Here is a 23,419-nt window from a genome sequence, read left to right as displayed (position 1 = left end):
ACCAAGCCTTTCAGCGGATGCTGAGGACGGCCCTACCGCCAGGATGGCGCCGACCTCCCACCCGGTTTCCTCAGCGATAGCGCCTTCCAATCGACCGAACCGGGCGCTCATGTGCATTACCGACATCGAAACCGCTTGCCCCCGAATAAGTTTCGCACGCTGGGCGCACTTCACCTTCGAGACGAGTCAAGCATGAACAAATTCGACTGGACGCATGACGCCCCCCGCCGCACCGATCACCGACCAGCACGCCCACACGATCATGCAGATGCATCGCGCCTGCTCGGTAGACGACTGCCCGCGCAAGCGCTTCGCCTGGACCAGGCTGATCGAGGCGAAAAAGATCAAGCCCGACAGCTCCCGCACCTATTGAGGCCGAAAGAAGTGCACACCGCCGGGCTACGTCCGTAGCCATCGAGAGGCCCGGCGGTGTGCCTGACATGGGCCAGGCAATGTTGGAGGGAAACGGCAGGTACGATCCACGCTACGTTGCTACCGGCGGTGCGGTGCAGTACCGCCCGCCCGGGACCGAGGGAGGTCGATGAATATGACCGTCACCGGCTGTATTTCGCGTACCCTCGTCCGGCCCGCCCACTACTGACTCGCGGGCCGGATCGTTCCCTCACGATCTGGAGAGACAACGTGTCCAGCAATATTTCCTCCGTCGCCGACCTCATCGGCGAACACGTCCTGCTGCGCCTCTGGAGCGAGTCCGACCTCGCCGCCGTTCGGGACGGGATCCGGCGTGCGTCCTGGGCCGCCGACTTCCCCGCTGACGGCGATCGCGTGATCGCCGGGATGATCGCCGAAACCCCGGAGTGGCAAGGCGAATTCGGGCACAGGCTGATCTTGGAGCGCGACAGCGGGCTGGTGGTCGGCTCGATCGGCCTGTTCTGGCCGCCAGAGCACGGCGCGGTCGAGATCGGCTACGGCACAGTGCCTTCGCGGCGCGGGCGCGGGTTGGCGGCGGAGGCCACCCGGCTGCTCACCGCGTTCGCGTTCACCGAACCACGAGTCGACGCGGTGTTCGCCACTGTGGAGACGACCAACCCCGCCTCGATCCGGGTACTGGAGAAGGCCGGGTTCGAGCGGTGGTCGGTGTCCGCGGCCGACGGCACCGAGCGCTGGGGATGCCGACGCGACAGTGCTAATCCCTTGTCGCGGTAGGGTTCTGCGCCAGTACGCCGCGGGCCCAGGTCGCGATGTCGGTGCTCCAGCCCGGGATCATGATCAGGTCGTTGTGCCCGGCGCCCGGGTAGATCTTCAGCGACTTGGGTTCGGCGGCGGCCGCGTACAGGGCACGGCCCATCTGCACCGGCAGCAGTTCGTCGTTGTCGCCGTGCATGATCAGTGCCGGGGCGCGTAGTGCGCGGATCCGGCGCAGGCTCGGAAAGGCGTTCGGCACGAACGGCTTCGGCAGGAACGGGTACACCGCCGTCGCCGCGTCACGCAGGCCGGTGAAGGTCGACATCAGGATCAGGCCCGCGGGCGGGAACTCGGTGGCGAGCTCGATCATCACCGCGCCGCCGAGCGACTTGCCGAGGTAGAACACCTTGTCCGGGTCCACGCCCGGACGGTCCAGCAGGGCCGTCCGGGCGGCCCGCGCGTCCAGGTAGACGCCGTGCTCACTGGGCCGTCCCGCGCTGCGGCCGTAGCCGCGGTAGTCGAAGACCAGCACGTCGAACCCGGCCGCGGCGAGCAGCGCGAGTATCGGCGACCGGTCGCCGATATTGCCCGCGTTACCGTGCGCGAACAGGATGTGCCCCACCGGCTGCTTCGCCCGCACGAACCAGCCGTTCACCCGCACGCCGTCGGCGGCGGTGAAGTACAGGTCGTCGTACTCGAGCCCCAGCCGGCGCGGTGTCACCGTGACCTGCCGTTCGGGCAGGAAAGTCAACGCGTTCAGCAGCGAGGTGGCCGGGTGTCGCATAGTTCCCTTCTACCTCACCGTCCCGCCAGACCGGCGGTGGCGATCCCCCGCACGAACGCCTTGTTGGCGAAGGCGTAGACGACCAGCATCGGCGCGAGCATCAGCAGCGAGGCCGCCATGAACACCGGCCAGTGCGCGGTGTACTGGCCCTGCATCCACACCAAGCCCAGGTTCAACGTCGCGATACTGGTGCGCTGCAACATGATCAGCGGCCACAGGAAGTCGTTCCAGACCGTGACCCAGGTGAGTACCGCGAGCACCAGGACCGCGGGCTTGGTGTGCGGCAACAACACTCGCCAAAAGGTCTGCCAGACGGTGCAGCCGTCCAGAATCGCCGCTTCCTCCAATTCGGCGGGGAGCGTGAGGAAGAACTGCCGCATCAGGTAGGTGCCGAAGGCGCTGCCGAACAGGCCGGGCACGATCATCGACAGCGGGCTGTCCACCCAGCCGAAGGTGCGCATCAGGATGAACTGCGGGATCACGGTGACGGTCAGCGGCACCATGAGGGTGCCCAGATAGGCCAGGAACACCACGTCGCGCCCCTTGAACGGCAGGCGCGCGAACGCGTAACCGGCCAGCGAGCAGAAGAAGACCTGCCCGGCGGTGACGCAGCCCGCGTAGAGCACGGTGTTGAGGAACATCCGGCCGAACGGCACGAATTCGAAGACCGAGCGGTAGTTCGACCACTGCGGTTCGGTGGGCAGCAGCGCCGACCCCGTCACCTCGCCCTGCTTCTTCAGCGAGCCCGACAGCGCCCACAGCACCGGCACCAGCGCACACCAGGCCATCACCGTCAGGGCGAGATAGATCAGCAGTCCCCGCGCGGTACGACGAACGATCACCCGCCGCGACCGGGCCGCGGTGCCCATCAGCCCTCCTCCGTGTCGCTGCGCCCCAGCCGCAACTGCAAGTAGGTGAGCGCCAGCAGAAGCAGGAACACCACCCACGCCAGGGCGCACGCGTAGCCGAGGTCGTTGAACGCGAAAGCGTTCTGGAACAACATGATTCCGAACAGACAGGTCCCGGTCTCGGGCCCGCCGTTGCCGCCGGTGAGCACGTAGGCCTGATCGAAGGCCTGGAACGAGTTGATGACCGAGATGACGAAGACGAAGCCGAGTGCCGGGCGGATCAGTGGCAGCGTCACCGACCAGAACCGCCGCGGCCCGCCCGCCCCGTCGATGCGCGCCGCCTCGTGCAGATCCTCGGGCACGCCCTGCATCGCCGCCAGCAGCACCGCCGCCGCGAACGGCACGCTCTTCCAGATACTCACCAGGCACAGCGACGCCAGCGCCCAGCCGGGATCGCTCAGCCAGCGCACCGGTCCCACCCCGAACCAGCCCAGCACCGTATTGAACAGGCCGCCGTCGGTGTTGAACATGAAGCCCCACACGATGGTCATGGCCGCCGTCGAGGCCACCAGCGGCAGGAACAGCACGCTGCGGAAGAAGCCGATGCCCTTGACCTTCGCGTTCAACGCGCCCGCGACGGCGAGGCTGACGACGATCGTCGGGACGATCGTGGCGACGGTGAAGATCACGGTGTTCGCCAGTGCCCGATAGAACAGCCCGTCGCCGGCGAACAGCCGCCGATAGTTCCGAATCCCGATGTATTCCGGCGGATCGAACATATTCCAGTGGTGGAAGCTGAGATACAGCGAGAAGGCCAGCGGGAACAGCAGAAAGACCAGCACCGCAAGCAGATTCGGGGCGATGAAGGCGCGGCCGGCCGCAGCCTTGCGGCGGGTGAGCGCGGACCCGCGACGAGCACGGCCCGCCTCCGCGGTCACGACACCGCTCCCGTGAGCAGCCGGTCGAGTTCCGCGGCCAGGCCGTCCTGGAACCAGGACGCCGGGGCCGCGCCGCGCAGCACCCGGTCGGTGGCCCGCTGCCAGGCCGCGTCGACCTGCGGCCAGCGCGGGCTCACCGGCAGATGGTGCGAGTGCGCGGGCCCGCCGGTGAGCACCTCGAGATTGCGGATTCCGGTGTGCGCCGCGGCGAATTCCGGCGACTCCAACGCCGAACGCAGCGCGGGCACGAACAACCCGGACGCCGCGACCGCCCGCTGCCCTTCCGGACCGGTCGCGAATTTGACGAACTCCCAGGCCAGATCCTTCTTCGCGCTGGACGCGGCGATGGCGAGGCCGGTGGTGCCGATATCGGATTTCGCGGCCTGGCCGTGCGGGCCGACCGGCAGCACCGTGACATCGAAATCCAGATCGGGCGCCGCGGCGAAACCGCTGTACTGCCAATGCCCCGTCAGCACCATGGCGGCCTTGCCCTGCGAGAAAAGGTCCAGCGCCGACATCGACGCGGACGCCGAGAGCATGTCCGCGGCCAGCGGCGCGACCCGGTGCCGCACGGACAGATCCGCGTAGAACTGGAATCCCTCGATGAACCGGTCGTCGTCGATGTTCGCGCGGGTCGGGTTGATCGGGGGCGTGAACCATTCGGCGCCGTTGTTCATCCCGAAGATCGCGCCCGACCAGCGCGGCACCGGCCACGCGTCCACGAAGCCCCACTGGGTGGTCTTGCCGGAGGCGTCGCGTTTGGTCAATGCCGTTGCGGTGTCCAGGAATTCGGCGAAGGTCCAGGCGTCTTCCCAGCGCGCGGGAGGCGGCGCGATCCCGGCCTCCTCGAAGAGTTTCCTGTTGTAGTACACGAAGATTCCGGCCCACTGTTCCGGCAGCGCGTACTGGCCGCCCTCGAAGCGGAACGTCTCGTACAGCTGCGGAATGCCGTCGGCGCGCAGGCGGGCCGCGTACTCGGGATCCTTGTCCAGCATGACGGTGAGGTCCTGGAGCACCCCGAGTTCGGCGAACCGTGAATACGACTCCCACTGCATCAGCACGTCCGGGCACTTCCCGCCGGCGCAGTAGGTGAGGATCTGCTGTTGCGGATCGACGCCCGACATCTGCACTCGGATGTCGATGTCCGGCCGGACCTTCGCGAACGCCTCGATGATCCGCATCCGCACCTTCGCCTCGTCGGGCGCGGCCTGGAAGAAGAACGTCAACGCGTCCGGATTGTCGGAGCAACCGCTCAGGGCGGGGACCGCCGCCGACGCACCCGCCACCGCCGCACCCCGCAGCAGTGCGCGCCGGCTCAGCATCGTCGCCCTCCGAACAGTCGCCCTTCGAAACCCGTTGAGACGAAACGCCGATCACGGTAGCGGAAGGTGCGCGCGATCACACCGGGAATCGCCGAAGCGAGTTCGGGGTGGTGTATGCGGCCCCCGAGGTCCGGCCTACGCGGACACTATCCCGCTCGACACGGCACTATCCGCCGTCTCGCTGCGGATAGTGTCCACACAGGCCGGGCGATCACGAACGGAACGGCCGGGTCACCAGCAACTATGCGCGGATGACGGCCCCCACCGCGTCGGAGGCCGCGGCCACCGCGGCGTCGCGGGCGGCGCTGGCCTCGTCCTCGGTGAGGGTGCGGTCGACGGCGCGGAAACGCAGGGCGTAGGTGAGGGACTTGCGGCCCTCGCCCGCTTGCGCGCCCTCGTACACGTCGAACAGCGCGATGTCCTCCAGCAGGTCGCCCGCGCCGGTGCGCAGCGCCGACTCCACCGAGGCCGCGGGGACCGTCTTCTCGACCGACACCGACACGTCCTGCAATACCGCGGGGAACGCGGAAACCACTGGCGCGGGACGGGTTTCACGCAGCGGCAGCGCGTCCAGGTCGAGTTCTAGGGCACAGGTGCGCGGCGGCAGGCCCGAGCGCTCCAGCGCCGCGGGATGCAACTCGCCCGCGTGGCCGACGACCGTGCCGTCCACCACGAGTTCGGCGCAGCGGCCCGGGTGGAACGGCAGATAGGCCGCGGCCCGGCGTTCCAGGGTCACTCCGGCCGCGGCGGCCACGGCGTCGGCGAGCGCGAAGGCGTCGGCGGCCTCGGCGGCGCGGCCGGGACCCCACGGTCCACGTGGCTCGCGTCGACCCGTCAGCACCGCCGCCACGTGCACCGGCTGGTCCGGCAGCGATTGCACCAGGGTCGCGATCTGCTCGTCGGTCGGCCGTCGATCCACCGGCAGCGGCTCCACGGCGCGGGTCTCGCCGGTCGGCAGCACCACCTGCGCGATGCTGTAGATCGCGAGGTCGCGCTCGCCGCGGGAGATGTTGCGGGCGGCCACTTCCAGCAGGCCCGGCAGCAACGTGGTCACCAGTTCGGCACGCTCCACGTCGAGTGGGTTGAGCACGCGCAGCGTCCGGCGGCGCGGATCGTCGGCGTCGAGCCCCCAGGCGTCGAAGACGTTGTCCTGCATGAAGACCGGGGCGGGCACCTCCACCGCGCCGGCGAACGCCAGCGCCCGGCTCACCGCGCGGCGGCGGCGCTGGGCGGGGGTGAATCCGCGACCGGCGGGCGCGGTCGGCAGCACCGAGGGGATCTGCTCGAGCCCCTCCAGCCGCAGCACCTCCTCCACCAGGTCGGCGGGCTGGGTCAGGTCGGGCCGCCAACTCGGCGGGGTGACGACGATCTGCCCGTGCCCGGACTCGCTGACGTCGATCTCGACCGTGCAGCCGACCTGCGCCAGCCGCCGCGCCGAGGTGCCGGTGCGGTAGACGACGCCCGCGGTGCGGTCGGCCAGGTCCAGATCCATCCGGATCGGCTCCGGCGCCGGCGTCGCAATCCGTACGTCGGTGAGTTCGGATTGCACTGTGCCACCGGCGATCTCGGCCAGCAGCGCGGCGGCCCGGTCCAGCGCGGCGACGTTCAGTTCGGGGTCGACGACGCGTTCGAACCGCCGCGACGCCTCCGAGGACAGCTTGTGCCGGCGCGCGGTCCGCGCGATCGCCACCGGGTTCCAGGTCGCCGCCTCCAGCAGGATCTCGGTGGAGGCGTCGCCGACCTCGGTGGTCGCGCCGCCCATGATGCCGGCCAGCGAGATCACGCCGGAATCGTCGGCGATCACCACGTCCTCGGCGTCGAGCACGCGCTCCGCGTCGTCCAGGGTGCGCAGCGTCTCACCGCGGTGGGCGCGGCGAACCACCAAGCCGCCGTGGAGCTTTGCCGCGTCGAATGCGTGCAGCGGCTGGCCCAGCTCCAGCATCACGTAGTTGGTCACGTCGACGGCCGGGGAGATCGGCCGCACGCCTGACAGCAGCAGCCGCCGCTGCAACCACCACGGGCTGACCGCCGCCGGGTCGACGCCGGTCACCCGGCGCGCGGCGAAGCGGGTGCACAGCGACTCCGGTTCGAGCCGGATCTGCCAGGCGTCGGCCTCGTCGTCGGGCAGCGTGCGCACGGCCGGGTCGGCGAACTCCAGGTCGAAGCCGCAGGCCAGCTCGCGGGCGAGGCCGCGCACCGAGAAGGCGTAGCCGCGATCGGGCGTGATGGCCAGTTCGACGATCGTATCGTCCAGTCCCAGCACATCGTTGGCGTCCGCGCCCGGCTCGGCCGTACCGGGCTCGAGCACCAGGATGCCCGAATGGTCCTTGCCGATACCGAGTTCGGCGACCGAACAGATCATGCCGTGGGACACGTGCCCGTAGGTCTTGCGCGAGCTGATCTCGAAACCGCCGGGCAGAACGCCGCCCGGCAGCACCACCACGACCAGGTCACCGACCGCGAAGTTGGTTGCGCCGCAGACGATCTCCTGTGGTTCCGGGCGGCCGATGTCGACCTTGCAGAACCGGATCGGCTTCTTGAACTCGGTCAGCTCGGTGATCTCGGCGACCCGGCCCACCACCAGGGGACGGTCGGGACCGCCGGTGATCCGCTCCAGGGTGTCGATCTCCTCGACCTCGAGGCCGACCCGGACGAATCCGGCGTCGAGTTCCTCCGGGGTCACCGACCACTCCGGGGTGGTGCGCTGCAAGACTTCGGTCAGCCAGGACTGCGCTACTCGCACGTGACGTTTCGCTTCCTCGTTGGTGAGACTCCCGCCGCGCGCGGGGGCGGCGTCGCTCGAATCGGGACGGTCAGGACTGGACGCCGAAGGGCAGCGTGAATCGCACGTCGCCTTCGACCATGTCGCGCATGTCGGGGATGCCGTTGCGGAACTGCAGGGTTCGCTCCATGCCCATGCCGAACGCGAACCCGCTGTACTCCTCGGGGTCGATGCCGCTGGCGATGAGCACCTTCGGGTTCACCATGCCGCAACCGCCCCACTCGACCCAGCCGGCCCCGCCCTTCTTGTCCGGGAACCACACGTCGACCTCGGCGGAGGGCTCGGTGAAGGGAAAGAAGCTGGGGCGCATGCGGGTTCGGGTGTCCGGGCCGAACAGCGCCCGCGCGAAGGCGTCCAGGGTGCCGCGTAGGTGGGCCATCGTCAGGCCCTTGTCCACGGCCAGGCCCTCGACCTGCGAGAAGATCGGGGTGTGGGTGGCGTCGAGTTCGTCGGTGCGGAAGGTGCGCCCCGGGCACACGATGTAGATCGGCAGCTCCCGCTCCAGCATGGACCGCACCTGCACCGGGGAGGTGTGCGTGCGCAGCACCTGCCGCGAACCCTCGGGCGCCACATAGAAGGTGTCCTGCATGGTGCGCGCCGGATGATCGGGCAGGAAGTTCAGCGCGTCGAAGTTGAAGTGGTCGGTCTCCACTTCCGGTCCCTCGGCTACCTCCCAGCCCATGCCGACGAACACGTCGGCGATGCGCTCGGACAGGATCGTGATCGGGTGCCGCGCGCCGACCGGCCCGCGCGGGGCGGGCAGCGTGACGTCGATCGCCTCGGCCACCAGCACCGCGGCGTCGCGCTCGGCGAGCAGTGCGGCGCGCCGGGACTCGAACGCCTCCGACACCCGCGATCGGGCCACGTTGACCCGCTTGCCGGCGTCGGCCTTCTCCTCCTTGGGCAGGCTGCCCACGGCCCGCTGGGCCAGCGCGATCGGCGACTTGCCGCTCATGTGCTCGGTCTTGGCGGCCGCGAGCGCATCCAGGTCGGCCGCCGCGGCAAACGCCTTCTCCGCTGCTGCTGCGGCGGCGGACAGCGATTCCTCGCTCAGTGCCGCGGTCTGCTCGGCTCGTGCGTTCTCGTCGGCCACGATGCTTCGTCTCTCCCCTGGCTGGTACGGGTATCGGAGGTTTACCTACCCCACATTGTTGCTGGTCGAATCGTACGCAATGCACCCAGCCCGGCTCACGGGCATTTTCGCCCGCGTCCACCAGCCCGGATGCCCGCGGCGCACGACACCCCGCAACGCGCGGGGCGTTGCGGGGTGTCGTCATGCTGCCGGGCCGGGGACCGCTATTGCACGGGCTCGATCCGGCGCGGCAGCAGCGCCGAGACCAGCGCGCCGAAGCCCACGACCGCCGCGCCGACCCAGACCGCGGGCACCAGGCCGTCGACGTAGCTCTGCGGGGAGAGGTAGGACCCGCGCGAGGCGAACACCGAGGCCAGTACCGCCACCCCCATCGCCACGCCGACCTCGCGAAGGGTGCTGTTGGTGCCCGACGCCATCGCCTGGTCCTGCGGTGCCGTGCTGGCCATCACCACGGTGGCGCTAGGCGCGAAGGTCAGGCCCATGCCGATCCCGGCGAGCACGAACGGCCCGACGTAGGAGCCGTAACCGACGTCGACGGTCGTGACCGCCGCCATCCATGCCAGCGCCACCGCCAGCAGCACCTGACCGCTGGTGAGCAGCGTGCGCGCACCCACCCGGTCGACGATCAGCCCCGCGATCGGCGCGACCACCATGGGCGCCAGCGTCCACGGCAATGTGCGCACACCGGCCTCCAGCGGCGAATAGCCCTGCACCACCTGGAAGAACTGCGCGAGCAGGAAGATCGAGCCGAAGACCCCGACCGAGAAGGTGAAGGTGGTCGTGTTGCTGACCCGGAACGCCCGCGACCGGAACAGCCGCAGCGGCAGCATCGGGTCCGGTGTGCGCAGTTCCCATCCGATCAGCGCGGCCAGCAGCACGCCGCCGCCGATCAGCGCGGTCAGCACCGGCACCGAGATCCAGCCGTCGTCGGCGCCGTGGATCACGCCCCACACCAGGGCCAGCACTCCCCCGGCCGCCAGCACCAGTCCCAGCGGATCGAAACGCCTACTGCCGCCGAAGGATTCGCTGAGCACCCGCGCGACGAACGGCAGCACGACCAGGCCGATGGGCACGTTCAGCCAGAAGATCCACTGCCAGCTCAGTCCGTCGACCACGGCGCCGCCGACCACCGGGCCGACCGCCACCCCGAGACCGGTGATGCCGCCCCAGATCCCGATGGCCGCGCTGCGCATCCGCGCGGGCACCGCCACCGACAGCAGGGTCAGCGACAGCGGCATGACGCCCGCGGCGCCCAGGCCCTGCACGGCGCGGGCGGTGATCAGCATCCACGGATCGGTGGCCAGTGCGCAGGCCGCGGAGGCGACGGTGAATACCGCGATCCCGACCAGGAATACGCGCCGCCGGCCCAGCCGGTCGCCCAGCGCGGAGGCGGTGAGCAGCAGCGACGCGAACGCCAGCGTGTAAGCGTTGACGAACCACTGCAGATCGCCGAGCGAGGCGCCCATCTCGGTACGGATCACCGGCAGGGCGTTGGTCACGACGAGGTTGTCCAGCGTGACCATGAACGTGGGGATGCCCACCGCGGCGAGGACCGCCGCCAGCGGTGGCTTGCGGCGCGACGCGGCCGGGACGGCGGTTGCCGCTTCGGTCGTCTCGAAGGTGCTGGTCATGGCGCTTCTACTCCTTGTTGTTATCCGCTGATAACTTGATGAGTGAAGAGTATGCATCGGCTGATAACATGTCAACAGCTACGCTTCCGCCCACATCGGAGCGCGGCAGATCCGAGCCGAAACACCCCGAGGAGGACGACGGTGACCCCGAGCCGAACCCGGCTGACCGCGAGCGAGCGCAGCGTGCAGGTCCTGGATGCGGCCGTCCTCGCATTCGCCGAATCCGGTTACGCCGCAACGAAAACCGACGAGATCGCGCGACTGGCCGGAGTATCGCAGCCCTACGTCATCCGGCTTTTCGGCAGCAAGCAGCAGTTGTTCGTCGCCACCGCGCACCTGGTCTGCGACCGCATCGAGGAGGTCTTCCGAGCGGCACACGCGGGCGTCGAGCCCGGAGCAAGCCCGGATGAGGCGTTGCACGCGCTCGCCAACGGATACGGTGCCTTCCTGGCCGACCGCTCCCTGCTACTGGTGCTGCTGCACGGCTTCGCCGCCAGTTCGGATCCGGCCATCGGCAACGAGGTGCGCGACCGTTTCGGGCGTATCTACGGCCTGATCCGCGACCTGACCGGCGCCTCGCCCGACCACGCTCGGCAGTTCATCGCCAACGGCATGCTGCTCACCGTCATGACCGCGATGCAGGTCGTGGGGCCCGATGCGGTTCCGGCCGGGTGGGCCGAGGAACTCCTGAATTCCTTCGGGAACGACTGACCACCGCGCCGCGGCCTAGGACACACCCACCCCACCGTGACAGCGGAGGCCCTCTCCGCTTATAGTTAGATGCAGCAAGCAACTTATTGCTCTTGTCTACTTGATCCACCACACAGCTTCGACGCGGTCACGGTGGGCCCCGCGGTACTCGCCCGGCCACCGCATGCCCGTGTCCGGAAAGAGAATCGATGGCAACCACCACCGCGCACGACGCCGCCCCCGGCGTCGCCGCACCGGACGAGGCCGCGATGACGCACCGGCAGATCATGGAGGCCCTGTCCGGGCTGCTGCTGGGCATGTTCGCCGCCATCGTCTCCTCGACGATCGTCTCCAACGCGCTGCCGAAGATCATCGGCACCCTCGGCGGCGGGCAGACCGCCTACACCTGGGTCGTCACCGCCGCCCTGCTCGCGATGACCGCCACCACCCCGCTGTGGGGCAAGCTGGCCGACCTCTACAGCAAGAAGGCGCTGGTCCAGATCGCGCTGCTGATCTATATCGCCGGTTCGGTGGTGGCCGGTCTGTCGATGAACGCCGGGATGCTCATCGCCTGCCGCGCCGTGCAGGGCATCGGCGCGGGCGGACTCTCGGCGCTCGCGCAGATCGTGATGGCCGCGATGATCGCGCCCCGCGAACGCGGACGCTACAGCGGCTACCTCGGCGCGACCTTCGCCGTCGCGACGGTCGGCGGACCGCTGCTGGGCGGTGTCATCACCGACACCAGCTGGCTGGGCTGGCGCTGGTGCTTCTACGTCGGCGTGCCGTTCGCGCTGATCGCGCTGGTGGTGCTGCAGAAGACGCTGCACCTGCCGGTCACTCGCCGCGAGGTGAAGGTCGACTGGCTCGGCGCGTTCCTGGTGACGGCCGCGGTGTGCCTGCTGCTGGTCTGGGTCAGCTTCGCCGGGGACAGGTACGAGTGGATGTCGTGGCAGACCCTGACCATGGTGCTCGGGTCGCTGCTGCTGGCGGTGGTGTTCGTCCTCGTCGAGTTCCGGGCCGCCGAGCCGATCGTGCCGATGCGCCTGTTCCGCAACCGGACCATCACGCTCGCCTCCGCCGCCTCGCTCATGGTCGGCACCGCGATGTTCGCCGGCACCGTGTTCTTCAGCCAGTACTTCCAGCTGGCGCGCGGCGAATCGCCGACCATGTCCGGCGTCATGACGATTCCGATGATCGGCGGCCTGTTCATCGCCTCGACGGTCTCCGGCCAGGTCATCACCCGCACCGGGCGCTGGAAGGCGTGGCTGGTGTGCGGCGGCGCGCTGGTCACCGCCGGTCTGGGGCTGCTCGGCACGATCCGCTACGACACCGACTACTGGCTGGTCGCGCTGTACATGGCGCTGATGGGCCTGGGCATCGGCATGACGATGCAGAACCTGGTGCTGTGCACGCAAAACCAAGTAGCGCCGAGGGACCTGGGAGCCGCGAGTTCGCTGGTGGCGTTCTTCCGCTCGCTCGGCGGTGCGATCGGCGTGTCGGCGCTGGGCGCGGTCATGGCCAACCAGGTGCGCGAGCACATCACCGACGGCGTGTCCAAGCTCGGCCCCGCCGCCGCGGGCGCGATGGGCGGCTCGGGCAACGAACTGCCGAACCTGGCCGCGCTGCCGGGCCCGGTGCGCACCGTCGTCGAGGACGCCTACGGGCACGGCATCGCGGATGTCTTCCTCTACGCCGCGCCCGTCGCGTTCATCGCGTTCCTGCTGACCCTGTTCATCAAGGAGGTCGCGCTGCGCACCTCCGGCCCCGCGCCCACCGCGCCGACCGCCGTGACCGAGCTGACCCAGGTCGGCGACGCGGCCACCATGCCGATCGAATCGGTGCGCGACGCTGCGGTATACGGACATGTCCGCGCGGGCGACGACGCTCCACTGCCGGGCGCCGCGCTCACACTGATCTCCCCCACGGGACGCCAGGTCGGCCGCGCGCTCGCCCACCCCGACGGCCGGTTCGGGCTCGACGCCCCCGAGCCCGGCGCCTACGTCCTCATCGCCTCCGCCGACGGCTTCCAGCCGCAAGCCGCCCCCATCACCGTCAACGGCAGCCCACTCGCCTACGACTTCCAGCTCAGCGGCATGAGCGGCCTGGCAGGCACCTTGCGCGCCGCCGACGACCGGACCCCCGTCCCCGACGCCGTGGTCATCGTCACCGACAGCCGCGGCGAGGTAATGGCCGCCGGTTCCTCGGGCCCCGACGGCGGCTACGACCTGGCCGACCTCATCCCCGGCCCCGTCACGGTGGCAGTGAACGCCACCGCCTTCCAGCCGATCGCCGTCTCCGCCCAGGTCCACGGCCAAGGCATCACCCGCCTCGACCTCACCCTCTCCCGAGGAGCCCGCCTACACGGCACCGTCTACGCCGCCGACCGCCCCCTCCCCGACGCCCGAGTCACATTGGTAGACACCGCAGGCGCGATAATCAGCACAGCCACAACAGCTTCGGACGGCACCTACACATTCACCAACCTGGGCAACGGGGATTACACACTCATTGCCTCGGGCTACCCGGCGACAACCTCAACCGTCGCCCTGCGCTCGGGGGAGTCGGGTGGGCACGATATCGAACTGTCCCACCCGAGCGAGTAGTCCGTAATAACCACGGCACCAAGACATTCCGTGGTCCGTATAACCGCAACGTGCCCGGGCGCAATCCGCCCGGGCACGTTCACTCTCTCCCGCCACTCGACTGACCGCCTTCGCAATTCGCACCGAAAGGCGATCTTCGCCGTCTCGATAGAAGACCCATTGGTCGCCAATTACCTATTCTCACAAATGATTTCGCGGTAGCGCACATGAAACAAAGAAAATCGACACGGCGATAGGTGATTGCAATGCCCCAGGTGGCCGCGGAGGAGATGGGCATGATCGACGGAACAACGATCGCCAACTATTTGGCCTCGGCGTTAGAGGGAGCCGGCGACAGATGGGTGGACCACTCACTGGACAAGGGATTGGCCGCGCTCACCCAAGCAGTGACTCGCAGGCTCGGACGTGGGCCCGTCGATGACCTTGCCGAGAATCCGGACAGCATCCGGGCCCGGCAGCGGGTAGCGACCGCAATCGAGCGGGCGGCCGAGGCCGACGAGCAGTTCGAGCGCGAACTGGCAGGCCTGCGGGATCAACTCGATCGAGCCAGGAGCCAGACCACGGTGAACCACACCGGCCGCGGCGGCCGGACGGTGCTGCGCGGAACCGGCGACGGCCATACCGCCGCAGGCGATATCTGGATCTACGACCACTACGCTCCCCCGCCGGACGACCTTTCCGGAGCACCGGCCTGGACGAAGATATGCCTGTGGATGGGCGGCGCGATCGCCGCTTTCGGCTGGGCGATCATGATGATCGGCATCGCCCAACACACGTCCCAGAGCACGCCCAGCACCGGATTCGCGATCTTCGCCATCGGCGGTTTGATCATGGCCGCAGGGGAACTCGGGGCTCGCACTTCACCTCCCAAGCGCCGCCGCTGATGCGGGGAGTGCCGGACAGCCGCCAAATCCCGTTGTGCTGGCCCCCTTGACGACGCGACACTTCCCGGTCGAGTTCACCAACCGACCCGCCACACCCGCGGGATGGGTCGGCGCGCGGTAACCGGTGGGTACAGTGCTCGGACATGCGCAACCGGCTGCTGCTGTCCGCTGTCACCAGGCTCGTGAGTTCGATCGTGGCGGGAGTCCTGGTGGGCGCGGTCGTCGGGGTTTACACGGCCGGGCCTCTGGGCGTTACGGCCGGAATTGCCATGACAGCAACAGTTTTCGTCGCGATGGGCTGGCTGGCCCTGTGGCCGCTGGATGCCGACGAGACACGGGCGTATTCACGTCGCGAGGACTTCCGGCCGGTCGTGGAGGAACTGGCCGTGGTGGCCGCCGCCCTGAGCGGCCTCGTCGGCACCGTCATGATCCTCGTCCTCCGCCACTCCGAAGAAGGCCCCGCCGCAGCCGCGACCTCACTGTGCGGAGTCTTCATGGCATGGGCGGGCCTACACCTCATGTACACCACGCGCTACGCCTACCTCTACTACGAAGACCCCACCGGCGGAATAGATTTCAACTCCGACGCACCCCCGTCCTACCGCGACTTCCTCTACTTCAGCTACAACCTCGGCATGACCTACCAGGTCTCCGACACCGCCGTCTCGAACCAGCACATCCGCGCCGTAGTACTCCGCCACACCCTCCTCTCCTACGTCTTCGGCACAGTCGTCCTGGCAACAACCATCAACCTGGTAGCAGGCTTCGCCAGCGGGTAGACGCTTCCCTCAACCCTCCGTATCAGCCGAATGATCAGATCGGTAAGGAATGGACCACGCCGACCTAGCCTCCCGACCGAGAACGCTCGCACAGGTCGCTGAGAACCGCACCCGTCACCGCAGTACAACCACGACGAATCCACCACCACAGCAGCGACGAATCCACCACGACCACAGCGACCAATCCACCACCGACTATGCGACGAATCCACCACCAAACGAGCGACGAATGCACCAAGCACGCACATATCAGCCCCGTTAGCCCCCGACATACGGTTCGTGTCAAGAGCCGTTCACGCAGGTGAGCGACTCAGAGAGAGCCGGACTCGGGACTGTCGGAACAACGGCGGATCTTGATCTCGGTCCGATCGGCCGGACCTGATGGTTCGGCAGGAAGGACCGACTGATGTCGGAGACACTGGCTGCCGTGGCGAAAGACGCGGTGGACACCAAGAAGCTGGCCGAGCAGCTGCTCGCGCAGGCCAAGGAACAGGGTATCGACCTGGTCGGGCCGGGCGGGCTGCTCAACCAGCTGACCAAGACCGTGCTCGAAACCGCGTTGGAGGCAGAGATGACCGAGCATGTCGGCTATGAGAAACACGACCCGTCCGGCCGTGGAACGGGCAACTCCCGCAACGGAACCCGAACGAAAACCGTGATCACCGAGATCGGCCCGGTCGGCATCGACGTGCCGCGCGACACCAATTCCTCGTTCGAACCCAAGATCGTCAAAAAGCGGCAGCGGCGCCTGTCTGGGGTCGACGAGATCGTGTTGTCGCTGACCGCGAAAGGCCTGACCACGGGCGAGGTTTCGGCGCATCTCGCCGAGATCTATGGGGCTTCGGTGTCGAAGGACACGATCTCGACGATCACCGAGAAGGTGGTCGCGGAGATGACCGATTGGTGCAACCGGCCCCTCGACGCCGTCTATCCGGTCTTGTTCATCGATGCCATCCACGTGAAGATCCGCGATGGTCAGGTGGCCAATCGACCGGTCTATGTGGTCATCGGTGTCACCACCGCCGGGGAACGTGACATTCTGGGGTTGTGGGCCGGCGATGGCGGTGAGGGAGCCAAGTTCTGGCTGCAGGTGTTGACCGAGCTGAAGAATCGTGGCGTGGCCGATGTCTGCATCGCGGTCTGCGACGGACTCAAAGGACTGCCCGAGGCGATCAACACCGTCTGGGCGCAGACGATCGTGCAGACCTGCGTTATCCATCTGCTGCGCAACAGTTTCCGTTATGCGGGCCGTCAGCATTGGGCCGAGATGAGCCGCGATCTCAACCCGGTCTACACCGCTGCGACCGAGGCTGCGGCTCGCGAACGGTTCGGCGAGTTCGCGGCGAAATGGGGCGAGCGTTACCCCGCGATCGTCAAACTCTGGGACAACGCCTGGCCCGAGTTCGTGCCGTTCCTCGACTACGACGTCGAGATCCGGCGAATCATCTGCTCCACCAACGCGATCGAGTCCCTGAACGCTCGCTACCGGCGCGCGATCCGCGCCCGTGGCCACTTCCCCAGCGAGCAGGCCGCGTTGAAATGCCTGTATCTGGTGACCCGTTCCCTGGACCCGACCGGGAAGGGTCGGGCACGATGGGCGATGCGGTGGAAACCAGCATTGAACGCCTTCGCCATCACCTTCGAAGGCCGGATCCACCCGACCGGGAACTAACCCACACCGAGGTCGGATCCGCCGTTAAACCGACAGTCCCCCGGACTCAGGCGGCATCGATATGATGGCCGGTGAATTGCACCCGAATATCTTCGGCGTCGACGGCAATGTTGAGGGTGGCGTCCAAGGCACCGGCGAGTTTGGCGAGCAGTGGAAGGGTTGGCACGGTGTCAGAGCCTTCGATGCGCGAGATCTCGGCCTGGGTCAGGCCGGCACGATCAGCGAGATCCGCTCGAGTGAGTCCGAGTCCGGTTCGGCGGTCGTAGACCGCTTTGGTCAGCGCCATTGAGAGCTGGATTTCGCGACGGGCCTCGGTGACATCGTCGGGTTCCGTGTAGCCCTCGGCAAGTTTGCGTTCCCGGAAGGTCTTCCAGCGTGCGTGGCTCATCGGTCCAGTTCTCCTCTCTCGATGACACGGACGAATTCTTAGTGGGCGGGTTCGTACTCCGCTCGGCAGGTCTGTTGGGCGAGTTTCGCCCGTTTGACCTCGATGTCTTCTCGCATTCAGGTCTTTCGAAACAATGGCTCCTCGTCCGGGCGCGAGCCAGTACGTGATGCGGATGGCAGCCGATTCTTCGGCCCGTTCCCCCGGGCGGCGGCGTCATGCAACGCCGGGCACCGTTTGGCTAACTCGTTCGCACACTCACCGAAGGCTTCATGCAGATCGGCCCGTCCGAGTATGTTCCCGCCATGTCCGCCACCAGCCAGACCGCCTGTGGCTAGCCCGAGGCGTGTCGGCAACTCAACCGCGGTGCTGCACCCGCGAACTCGCGTAAAGGCAGATGGCCGCTGCGGCGGCCAGGTTCAAGCTTTCCGCTCGGCCGTGGATGGGGATTCGGATGCGGTGGTCTGCTTGGGCGGCTACGGAAGGGGGGAGGCCGTGGGCCTCGTTGCCAAAGAGCCAGGCGACGGGGTGGCGGAGGATTTCGTCGGCGTCGTCTAGGTCTACCTCGCCTCGGGCTGTGGTGGCGAGGATGGTGATTCCGGCGGTGCGGAGGTCGGTCAGCACGGAATCGGTGTCGCGCTCGCGGGCGAGGGGGACGTGGAAAAGGCTTCCGGCGCAGGCTCTTACGCACTTGCCGTTGTGTGGGTCTACCGAATCGCCTGCCAGTACAACGCCGTCCGCGCCTACAGCGTCGGCGACCCGGATCAGGGTTCCCGCGTTGCCGGGGTCGGAAATCTCCACGGGTACCGCCAGCAGTCGCGCCCCGGCGAGTGCCATATGGCGGTGATCCACTGTGGCAGAACGGCTTTCCAGCTGAGTGGTGACTGCCATTGCCGTGCCCGCGTGTTCGCCCGAGCCGCCTCGAGGTTCGGCGCCCGCGCCCGAATCGGAACCCGCGCTCAGCTCTGACCGAAGTACTTGCCCGAGTGGCACATCCACCTGACGGCACACAGCGACCAGCCCCGGCGGTGTCACCGTCTCCCCCAATTGCTCAGCGGCACGGTCGTTTACGAGCGTAGTCCGCACCCCCGACGCCGCGGCCGAAGCCACCAGCTCATGCTCCCGCTCGGCAGCCCGACCGGAGAAGAACAGCTCCTCCACTCGCCCCGTATCCAACGCCGCCGCAACGGAATTCGAACCCTCGGCGAGAAACAACCCGGTCTTGCGCCGCTGCGCGCCCCGATGCAGCTTGACAGCCGAAACGACCCGCGGATTGCGCTCCGAGAGAGGCGCGTCCGCGGGTCGTTTCGAAAAGTGCTGTGTCAAGCCCGGATCAGGCGGCGGGGGCGTTGACGTCGGCCGGGAGGGCCGCCTTCGCCACTGCGACCAGGCCGGCGAACGCCTCGGCGTCCGACACTGCCAGCTCGGCGAGGATCTTGCGGTCGACCTCGACGCCGGCGGCCTTCAGACCCTGGATGAAGCGGTTGTAGGTGATGTCGTTGGCGCGGGCCGCCGCGTTGATGCGGGCGATCCAGAGCTTGCGGAAGTCACCCTTGCGCGCCCGGCGGTCCCGGTAGGCGTAGGTGAGCGAGTGCAGCTGCTGTTCCTTCGCCTTTCGGTACAGGCGAGAGCGCTGGCCCCGGTAGCCCTTGGAGGCCTCGAGGATGGAACGGCGCTTCTTCTGAGCGTTGACGGCCCTTTTGACGCGTGCCACTGGTCAGTCCTTGTTCGATCGTGGGGCGCTCGCGGCGCCCGAGTGGTCGGGGTTGGCGGGGCTTACTCAGATACCGAGCAGCTTCTTGACGCGCGGGACGTCGGCCTTGGCGACAGACACGGTGCCTTCCAGACGACGAGTCCGGCGGCTGGACTTGTACTCGAACAGGTGGCGGCGGTTGGCCTGCTGGCGCAGCAGCTTGCCCTTGCCCGTCACCTTGAAGCGCTTCGACGCGCCGCTGTGGCTCTTCATCTTCGGCATGGATTCCTCAATCTGTCTCGTGCCGGTGGCAGCGCGAAGCCGCACTACCACCGGTGCTGTTCGGTTCTACTACGGGGCGGCCGCTTCGGCTTCCGGCGCGGGCGCCGGTCCGGGGCGGGCCGCGCCGGCGCCGGACCACCGGCGGAACCGCCACCGGCCACGGTGCCCTGCTGCGACTGCGACGCCGTCTGCTGCGCCTTCACCCGCGTCTTCGCACCCTTGTGCGGCGCGAGGACCATCGTCATGTTCCGGCCGTCCTGCTTGGCGGAGGTCTCCACGAAGCCGAGGTCGGCCACGTCGGAGGCCAGCCGCTGCAGCAGCCGGAAGCCGAGCTCGGGCCGCGACTGCTCGCGACCGCGGAACATGATCGTCACCTTGACCTTCGACCCGGCCTCGAGGAACCGCATTACGTGGCCCCGCTTGGTGGCGTAGTCGTGGTCATCGATCTTCGGACGGAGCTTCTGCTCCTTGATCACGGTCTGCTGCTGGTTCTTCCGGGACTCGCGCGCCTTCTGCGCCGTCTCGTACTTGAACTTGCCGTAGTCCATGATTTTGCAGACCGGCGGTCGCGCGTCCGGCGCGACCTCGACCAGATCGAGATCTGCCTCCTGCGCGACGCGTAGTGCATCTTCAACACGCACGATCCCAACCTGCTCGCCGCCGGGTCCGATGAGCCGAACTTCGGGCACGCGGATGCGATCGTTGATGCGGGTCTCAGTGCTGATGGGGCCTCCTAGGTCAAGCGGTGTCGTCCAACGACCGCGCGCTATAACTGCAACCCCATATCCAACACGAAAGCCCCGGTGCGGTATTTCACCGCCACGGGGCCCGATGTCGACCGGCCGCCGACGCGAGACATCTCGCATCGACCCCACGCTGGGGAAACCCCGCGCGAGGAACCCATCGGCAACGATGGGCGACCGGACCGTCGTGCCTGGCGTGTCGCCGGCCGGCGGTGGGAGTCGGGCTCCACTTATGGCCCCGAACCTGTTGCAATAACACGACCGGGGCGGTCGTCGGCTGCCAGCTTAACATCCGGCGACCCGCAACTCCCAATCGGCCGCCCCGCGACCAGGCACGTCGGTCTCGGATGCGATGCTACCGGGCATGAGTGAGGCGTCGTCGAACGAGCCCGTGCGGGAGCTGGCGGATATCCCCGCGGTCGAGGTGATCAGTCGCGCGGCCGTGATGCTGATGAGTTCGGCCGCCGAGAAGCTCGGCCTGGCCGACGACGACCCGGACACCAGCGCGCGCCTCGACCTGGACGAGGCCCGCCGCGTCATCACCGCCCTCGCCGGTCTGGTCAGCGCGTCGGTGGAGTATCTGGGCCCGCACGCCGGGCCGATCCGCGACGGACTCCAGTCGCTACAGCGCGCGTTCCGCGAGGCCTCGGCGCACCCCGACGAGCCGGGTAAGGGGCCGGGCGAGAAGTACACCGGCCCGGTGTACTGAGCAAGTGGTTCTGCGCGCCGCGTCGCCGGGGAGCGCGATCGAGATGATCTCCGTGCCGAGCGGGCGGGTGACACTGTCGGATCGGCGCACGCAAAGCACGTGGTCCGTCGACGTGGCCGGGTTCACGCTGGCGGCGTTCCCGATCACGCAGTCACGGTTCGCCGAAGTGACCGGACGCCGGCCGAGCGCGGTCCACGGCGACGAGCTTCCGGTGGAGAGCGTGTCGTGGTGGGACGCGATCGAGTTCTGCAACGCGCTGTCGAGACAGTACGGTGCCGTGCCCGCCTATCGGGTGGACGGCGAGACCGTCGAATGGGACCGCACCGCCGACGGCTACCGGTTGCCGACCGAGGCCGAGTGGGAGTACGCGTGCCGCGCCGGAACCACGGGCCCGCGCTACGGCCCGCTCGACGATATCGCTTGGTACCGCGGCAATTCCGACGGCCGGATGCACGAGGTCGGCGGCAAGCGCCCCAACGCCTGGGGCCTCTACGACATGCTCGGCAATGTGTGGAACTGGTGCTGGGACGTCTACGACCCGCAGGTCTACGGCGAGTACCGGGTGCTGCGCGGCGGCGGATGGTTCGACGAGCACTGGAGCTGCCGGGCCGGGGTCCGCCGCCGCAGCCACCCCGCCGCTCGGATCGACGACATCGGATTCCGGGTCGCGCGCTCGCCGGTCTGATCCCGCCCGGACGCGAACGGCCCACTGGTTCAAGTCAATACAAAATCTCCCGTTTCACACACACGACCGGGGACCGCCCATATGATTCGACGGATGTCCGCCAGAAACGACCTCGAGCGAGAATTGCGCGGCCCGACGGCGGCTTTGGATCTCCTCTCCGACGGGGAGATCGCCGACCTGCTCACGCTGTTCCGTTCCGCCCGGCAGCAGGAACGCACCGCGCTCGCGGAATCCATTGACGGCATGGTCGGCGCACTGCCGAAGCCGCTGCGCGGGGTGACGAAACGGATCATGTTCGGAGACGCCGTCGACTGATGAGTGAACTGGTCACCCGCGCCCAGATCATCCTGCTGGCGCGCACCCTGCACGTGTCGCCGCACCGGCTGGCGCATCTCGAGCGGCTGGGCGCGGACCATCTGCACGAACTGCAACAGCGGATGGCGGCGGTCATCTTCGACGAGCATGCCGAAACCTTCCGCCGCATCAGCAAGTTGGTCCCATTCATTCCGTTGACGATCTCGATGCCGCTGGTGCAGCGGATCGTGCCGCCGACGATGACCGGCCGTGCGGCGGGGGCGGTCGGTGTCGACCATCCGAAGAAGGCCGTCGAGACGATGTCGCTGCTGGGTACGGAATATGCGACCGACTGCACGCCGTATCTGGATCCGGCTACCGTCGGCCTGCTGGCTTCCGACGCGCCACCCGAACCGGTCGTCGCCGTCGTCAACGAGATGTTGCGCCGCCGCGACTACGTCACGGCCGGGCCGTTTCTGGGCTATGCCACCCCGTCGTTGATCCGGGCGGTCGAGCAGGGCGTGCCCGACGACGAGGGACTGATCTTCTCCGCGGCGTTCGCCTACTCCTCGGCGAGCGTCAGTGCCGTCGTGCGGCAGTTGCTGGACGGGCCGGCGCAGCGCATTCCGCGCATGGTGCGCACCGTGCTGAGCGGGTCGCCGGATCTGCAGTCGGCGGCGCTGTCGGTGTTCGCCCGGTGCGATCCCGATGTGATCGCCGCGGTCGGCGACATCCTGTTCGGCATCGGGTCGCCGGAGTCGCTCGGCGCGCTCCTCACCAATGCCCGGCGCACGGGTGTCACGGCCGAGTTCCTGGCGTTCACCGCCTCGCTGAGTTCGGCGGCGCTGGGCCGGCTGGTGACGAATCCGGTGCTGGCCGAGCGGGATACGCTGTCGGGCCTGGTCGCCGCGTTGGACGGGCCGGTCGGGCCGCGCAGCTGGCGGGGACTGTTCGAATTGACCGCGCACGGCGATATCGACCTGCGCCGCGACGTCGCCCGGCTCCTGGCCGAGGTGTCCGCGGCCATGGTGGCGCAGCTGCCGTCGCAGGCCACCGAGGCGGGGGTGTGGACGGCGCTGCTGGATATGGTCGCCGACTCCGACGCCGACGTCCAAGCCCACATCGGCGGGGTGTGGGCCGCCCTACCGGACGAACGCCGCGTCGGCCTGCAACGTCACCTGGACGAACGCACCGCCGATCCCCGCCTGGCCGTGCTCCGCGCCGCCATGCCTTCGGTCTCGGTGGAAGAGGTGTTCTTCCGCCGCCGCCAGCTACGCCGTCACGGCTCCGGCGGCCCCGAATTCGGCGCCGCCGCAGGCGGTTTCGGCGGCTGACGCGCCCCCTCAGGAACGCGCTTGTTCCCGTTCGATCCAACGCATGCCCACCAGGGCCGGATCAGCGCCCAATCGCGCCGCGCCAGCGCACGCCCGCCGCATGAATCAGCGCACAATCGCGC

The 23,419-nt window shown here is 68.3% G+C and carries 23 protein-coding genes; 11 read left to right on the top strand and 12 right to left on the bottom strand.

The features are described from left to right. Positions 1–214: 214 nt before the first annotated feature. The gene (locus ACFMRZ_RS35555; protein WP_400182543.1) at positions 215–373 is read left to right on the top strand and encodes a hypothetical protein; all 159 of its coding nucleotides are present in this window, start codon (positions 215–217) and stop codon (positions 371–373) included. A 269-nt stretch (positions 374–642) separates the two neighbouring features. After that, positions 643–1,167 (top strand): GNAT family N-acetyltransferase, encoded by a 525-nt coding sequence (locus ACFMRZ_RS35550; RefSeq protein ID WP_400182542.1) that lies wholly within the window; start codon positions 643–645, stop codon positions 1,165–1,167. Here ACFMRZ_RS35550 and ACFMRZ_RS35545 read toward each other — a convergent pair. The 7 genes from ACFMRZ_RS35545 to ACFMRZ_RS35515 all read right to left on the bottom strand — a co-directional run bounded on the left by ACFMRZ_RS35545 (position 1,148) and on the right by ACFMRZ_RS35515 (position 10,544). Further along, complete coding sequence (locus ACFMRZ_RS35545) at positions 1,148–1,930, bottom strand: alpha/beta hydrolase (protein WP_400182541.1); 783 nt, start codon at positions 1,928–1,930, stop codon at positions 1,148–1,150. The genes ACFMRZ_RS35550 and ACFMRZ_RS35545 overlap by 20 nt on opposite strands. A 14-nt stretch (positions 1,931–1,944) precedes the next feature. Next, complete coding sequence (locus ACFMRZ_RS35540) at positions 1,945–2,799, bottom strand: carbohydrate ABC transporter permease (RefSeq protein WP_400182540.1); 855 nt, start codon at positions 2,797–2,799, stop codon at positions 1,945–1,947. After that, a complete protein-coding gene (locus tag ACFMRZ_RS35535; RefSeq protein WP_400182539.1) occupies positions 2,799–3,716 on the bottom strand; it encodes a carbohydrate ABC transporter permease in 918 nt (305 codons plus the stop codon). Before ACFMRZ_RS35535 ends, ACFMRZ_RS35540 begins: the two co-directional genes overlap by 1 nt. Beyond that, positions 3,713–5,038, bottom strand: coding sequence for a sugar ABC transporter substrate-binding protein (locus ACFMRZ_RS35530; protein WP_280273833.1), 1,326 nt, complete (start codon positions 5,036–5,038; stop codon positions 3,713–3,715). Before ACFMRZ_RS35530 ends, ACFMRZ_RS35535 begins: the two co-directional genes overlap by 4 nt. Positions 5,039–5,279: 241 nt before the next feature. Then, positions 5,280–7,781 carry a phenylalanine--tRNA ligase subunit beta gene (gene pheT, locus ACFMRZ_RS35525; protein ID WP_400182538.1) on the bottom strand — a complete coding sequence of 834 codons (2,502 nt, stop codon included), beginning with the start codon at positions 7,779–7,781 and terminating at the stop codon, positions 5,280–5,282. Between the two features lie 70 nt (positions 7,782–7,851). Continuing rightward, positions 7,852–8,913, bottom strand: coding sequence for a phenylalanine--tRNA ligase subunit alpha (gene pheS, locus ACFMRZ_RS35520; RefSeq protein WP_280273831.1), 1,062 nt, complete (start codon positions 8,911–8,913; stop codon positions 7,852–7,854). A 203-nt stretch (positions 8,914–9,116) separates the two neighbouring features. Further along, positions 9,117–10,544, bottom strand: a complete 1,428-nt coding sequence (locus ACFMRZ_RS35515) for a DHA2 family efflux MFS transporter permease subunit (protein WP_400182537.1) — start codon at positions 10,542–10,544, stop codon at positions 9,117–9,119. Positions 10,545–10,685: 141 nt separating this feature from the next. Between ACFMRZ_RS35515 and ACFMRZ_RS35510 the strand changes: the two genes are divergently transcribed. From ACFMRZ_RS35510 to ACFMRZ_RS35490, 5 genes are all read left to right on the top strand, one after another. Beyond that, positions 10,686–11,255, top strand: coding sequence for a TetR/AcrR family transcriptional regulator (locus tag ACFMRZ_RS35510; RefSeq protein WP_400182536.1), 570 nt, complete (start codon positions 10,686–10,688; stop codon positions 11,253–11,255). Between the two features lie 188 nt (positions 11,256–11,443). After that, positions 11,444–13,837: an MFS transporter gene (locus ACFMRZ_RS35505; RefSeq protein ID WP_400182535.1), complete on the top strand. Its 2,394-nt coding sequence runs from the start codon at positions 11,444–11,446 to the stop codon at positions 13,835–13,837. Positions 13,838–14,082: 245 nt separating this feature from the next. Beyond that, the gene (locus ACFMRZ_RS35500) at positions 14,083–14,721 is read left to right on the top strand and encodes a hypothetical protein (protein ID WP_400182534.1); all 639 of its coding nucleotides are present in this window, start codon (positions 14,083–14,085) and stop codon (positions 14,719–14,721) included. 143 nt (positions 14,722–14,864) lie between these two features. Beyond that, a complete protein-coding gene (locus tag ACFMRZ_RS35495) occupies positions 14,865–15,500 on the top strand; it encodes a DUF1345 domain-containing protein (RefSeq protein ID WP_400182533.1) in 636 nt (211 codons plus the stop codon). A 406-nt stretch (positions 15,501–15,906) separates the two neighbouring features. Next, a complete protein-coding gene (locus ACFMRZ_RS35490) occupies positions 15,907–17,172 on the top strand; it encodes an IS256 family transposase (RefSeq protein ID WP_400177628.1) in 1,266 nt (421 codons plus the stop codon). A 46-nt stretch (positions 17,173–17,218) separates the two neighbouring features. Here ACFMRZ_RS35490 and ACFMRZ_RS35485 read toward each other — a convergent pair whose 3' ends face one another. From ACFMRZ_RS35485 to infC, 5 genes are all read right to left on the bottom strand, one after another. Continuing rightward, entirely contained in the window at positions 17,219–17,560 is a 342-nt protein-coding gene (locus tag ACFMRZ_RS35485; protein WP_400182532.1) for a helix-turn-helix domain-containing protein, read from the bottom strand. Between the two features lie 354 nt (positions 17,561–17,914). Further along, positions 17,915–18,883, bottom strand: a complete 969-nt coding sequence (locus tag ACFMRZ_RS35480; RefSeq protein WP_400182531.1) for a TrmH family RNA methyltransferase — start codon at positions 18,881–18,883, stop codon at positions 17,915–17,917. A 7-nt stretch (positions 18,884–18,890) separates the two neighbouring features. Further along, positions 18,891–19,271, bottom strand: coding sequence for a 50S ribosomal protein L20 (gene rplT / locus ACFMRZ_RS35475; protein WP_187683876.1), 381 nt, complete (start codon positions 19,269–19,271; stop codon positions 18,891–18,893). Positions 19,272–19,337: 66 nt separating this feature from the next. Continuing rightward, on the bottom strand, positions 19,338–19,532 hold the full coding sequence (rpmI, locus tag ACFMRZ_RS35470; RefSeq protein WP_280271700.1) for a 50S ribosomal protein L35: 195 nt from the start codon (positions 19,530–19,532) through the stop codon (positions 19,338–19,340). 44 nt (positions 19,533–19,576) lie between these two features. Next, positions 19,577–20,302, bottom strand: a complete 726-nt coding sequence (gene infC, locus ACFMRZ_RS35465) for a translation initiation factor IF-3 (RefSeq protein ID WP_400183053.1) — start codon at positions 20,300–20,302, stop codon at positions 19,577–19,579. A gap of 337 nt (positions 20,303–20,639) precedes the next feature. Between infC and ACFMRZ_RS35460 the strand changes: the two genes are divergently transcribed. The 4 genes from ACFMRZ_RS35460 to ACFMRZ_RS35445 all read left to right on the top strand — a co-directional run bounded on the left by ACFMRZ_RS35460 (position 20,640) and on the right by ACFMRZ_RS35445 (position 23,297). Next, positions 20,640–20,984, top strand: a complete 345-nt coding sequence (locus tag ACFMRZ_RS35460) for a DUF1844 domain-containing protein (protein WP_280276836.1) — start codon at positions 20,640–20,642, stop codon at positions 20,982–20,984. 43 nt (positions 20,985–21,027) lie between these two features. After that, the gene (locus tag ACFMRZ_RS35455) at positions 21,028–21,669 is read left to right on the top strand and encodes a formylglycine-generating enzyme family protein (RefSeq protein WP_400183052.1); all 642 of its coding nucleotides are present in this window, start codon (positions 21,028–21,030) and stop codon (positions 21,667–21,669) included. 93 nt (positions 21,670–21,762) lie between these two features. Next, on the top strand, positions 21,763–21,984 hold the full coding sequence (locus ACFMRZ_RS35450) for a hypothetical protein (RefSeq protein ID WP_280276837.1): 222 nt from the start codon (positions 21,763–21,765) through the stop codon (positions 21,982–21,984). Further along, entirely contained in the window at positions 21,984–23,297 is a 1,314-nt protein-coding gene (locus tag ACFMRZ_RS35445) for a hypothetical protein (RefSeq protein WP_400182530.1), read from the top strand. Before ACFMRZ_RS35450 ends, ACFMRZ_RS35445 begins: the two co-directional genes overlap by 1 nt. Positions 23,298–23,419: the final 122 nt, after the last annotated feature.

Source organism: Nocardia sp. N2S4-5 (genome assembly GCF_044628355.1).
Taxonomy (GTDB): Bacteria; Actinomycetota; Actinomycetes; order Mycobacteriales; family Mycobacteriaceae; genus Nocardia; species Nocardia wallacei_B.
The sequence above is the reverse complement of the archived record's forward strand: the minus strand, read 5'-3'. Positions and strand labels throughout refer to the sequence as shown.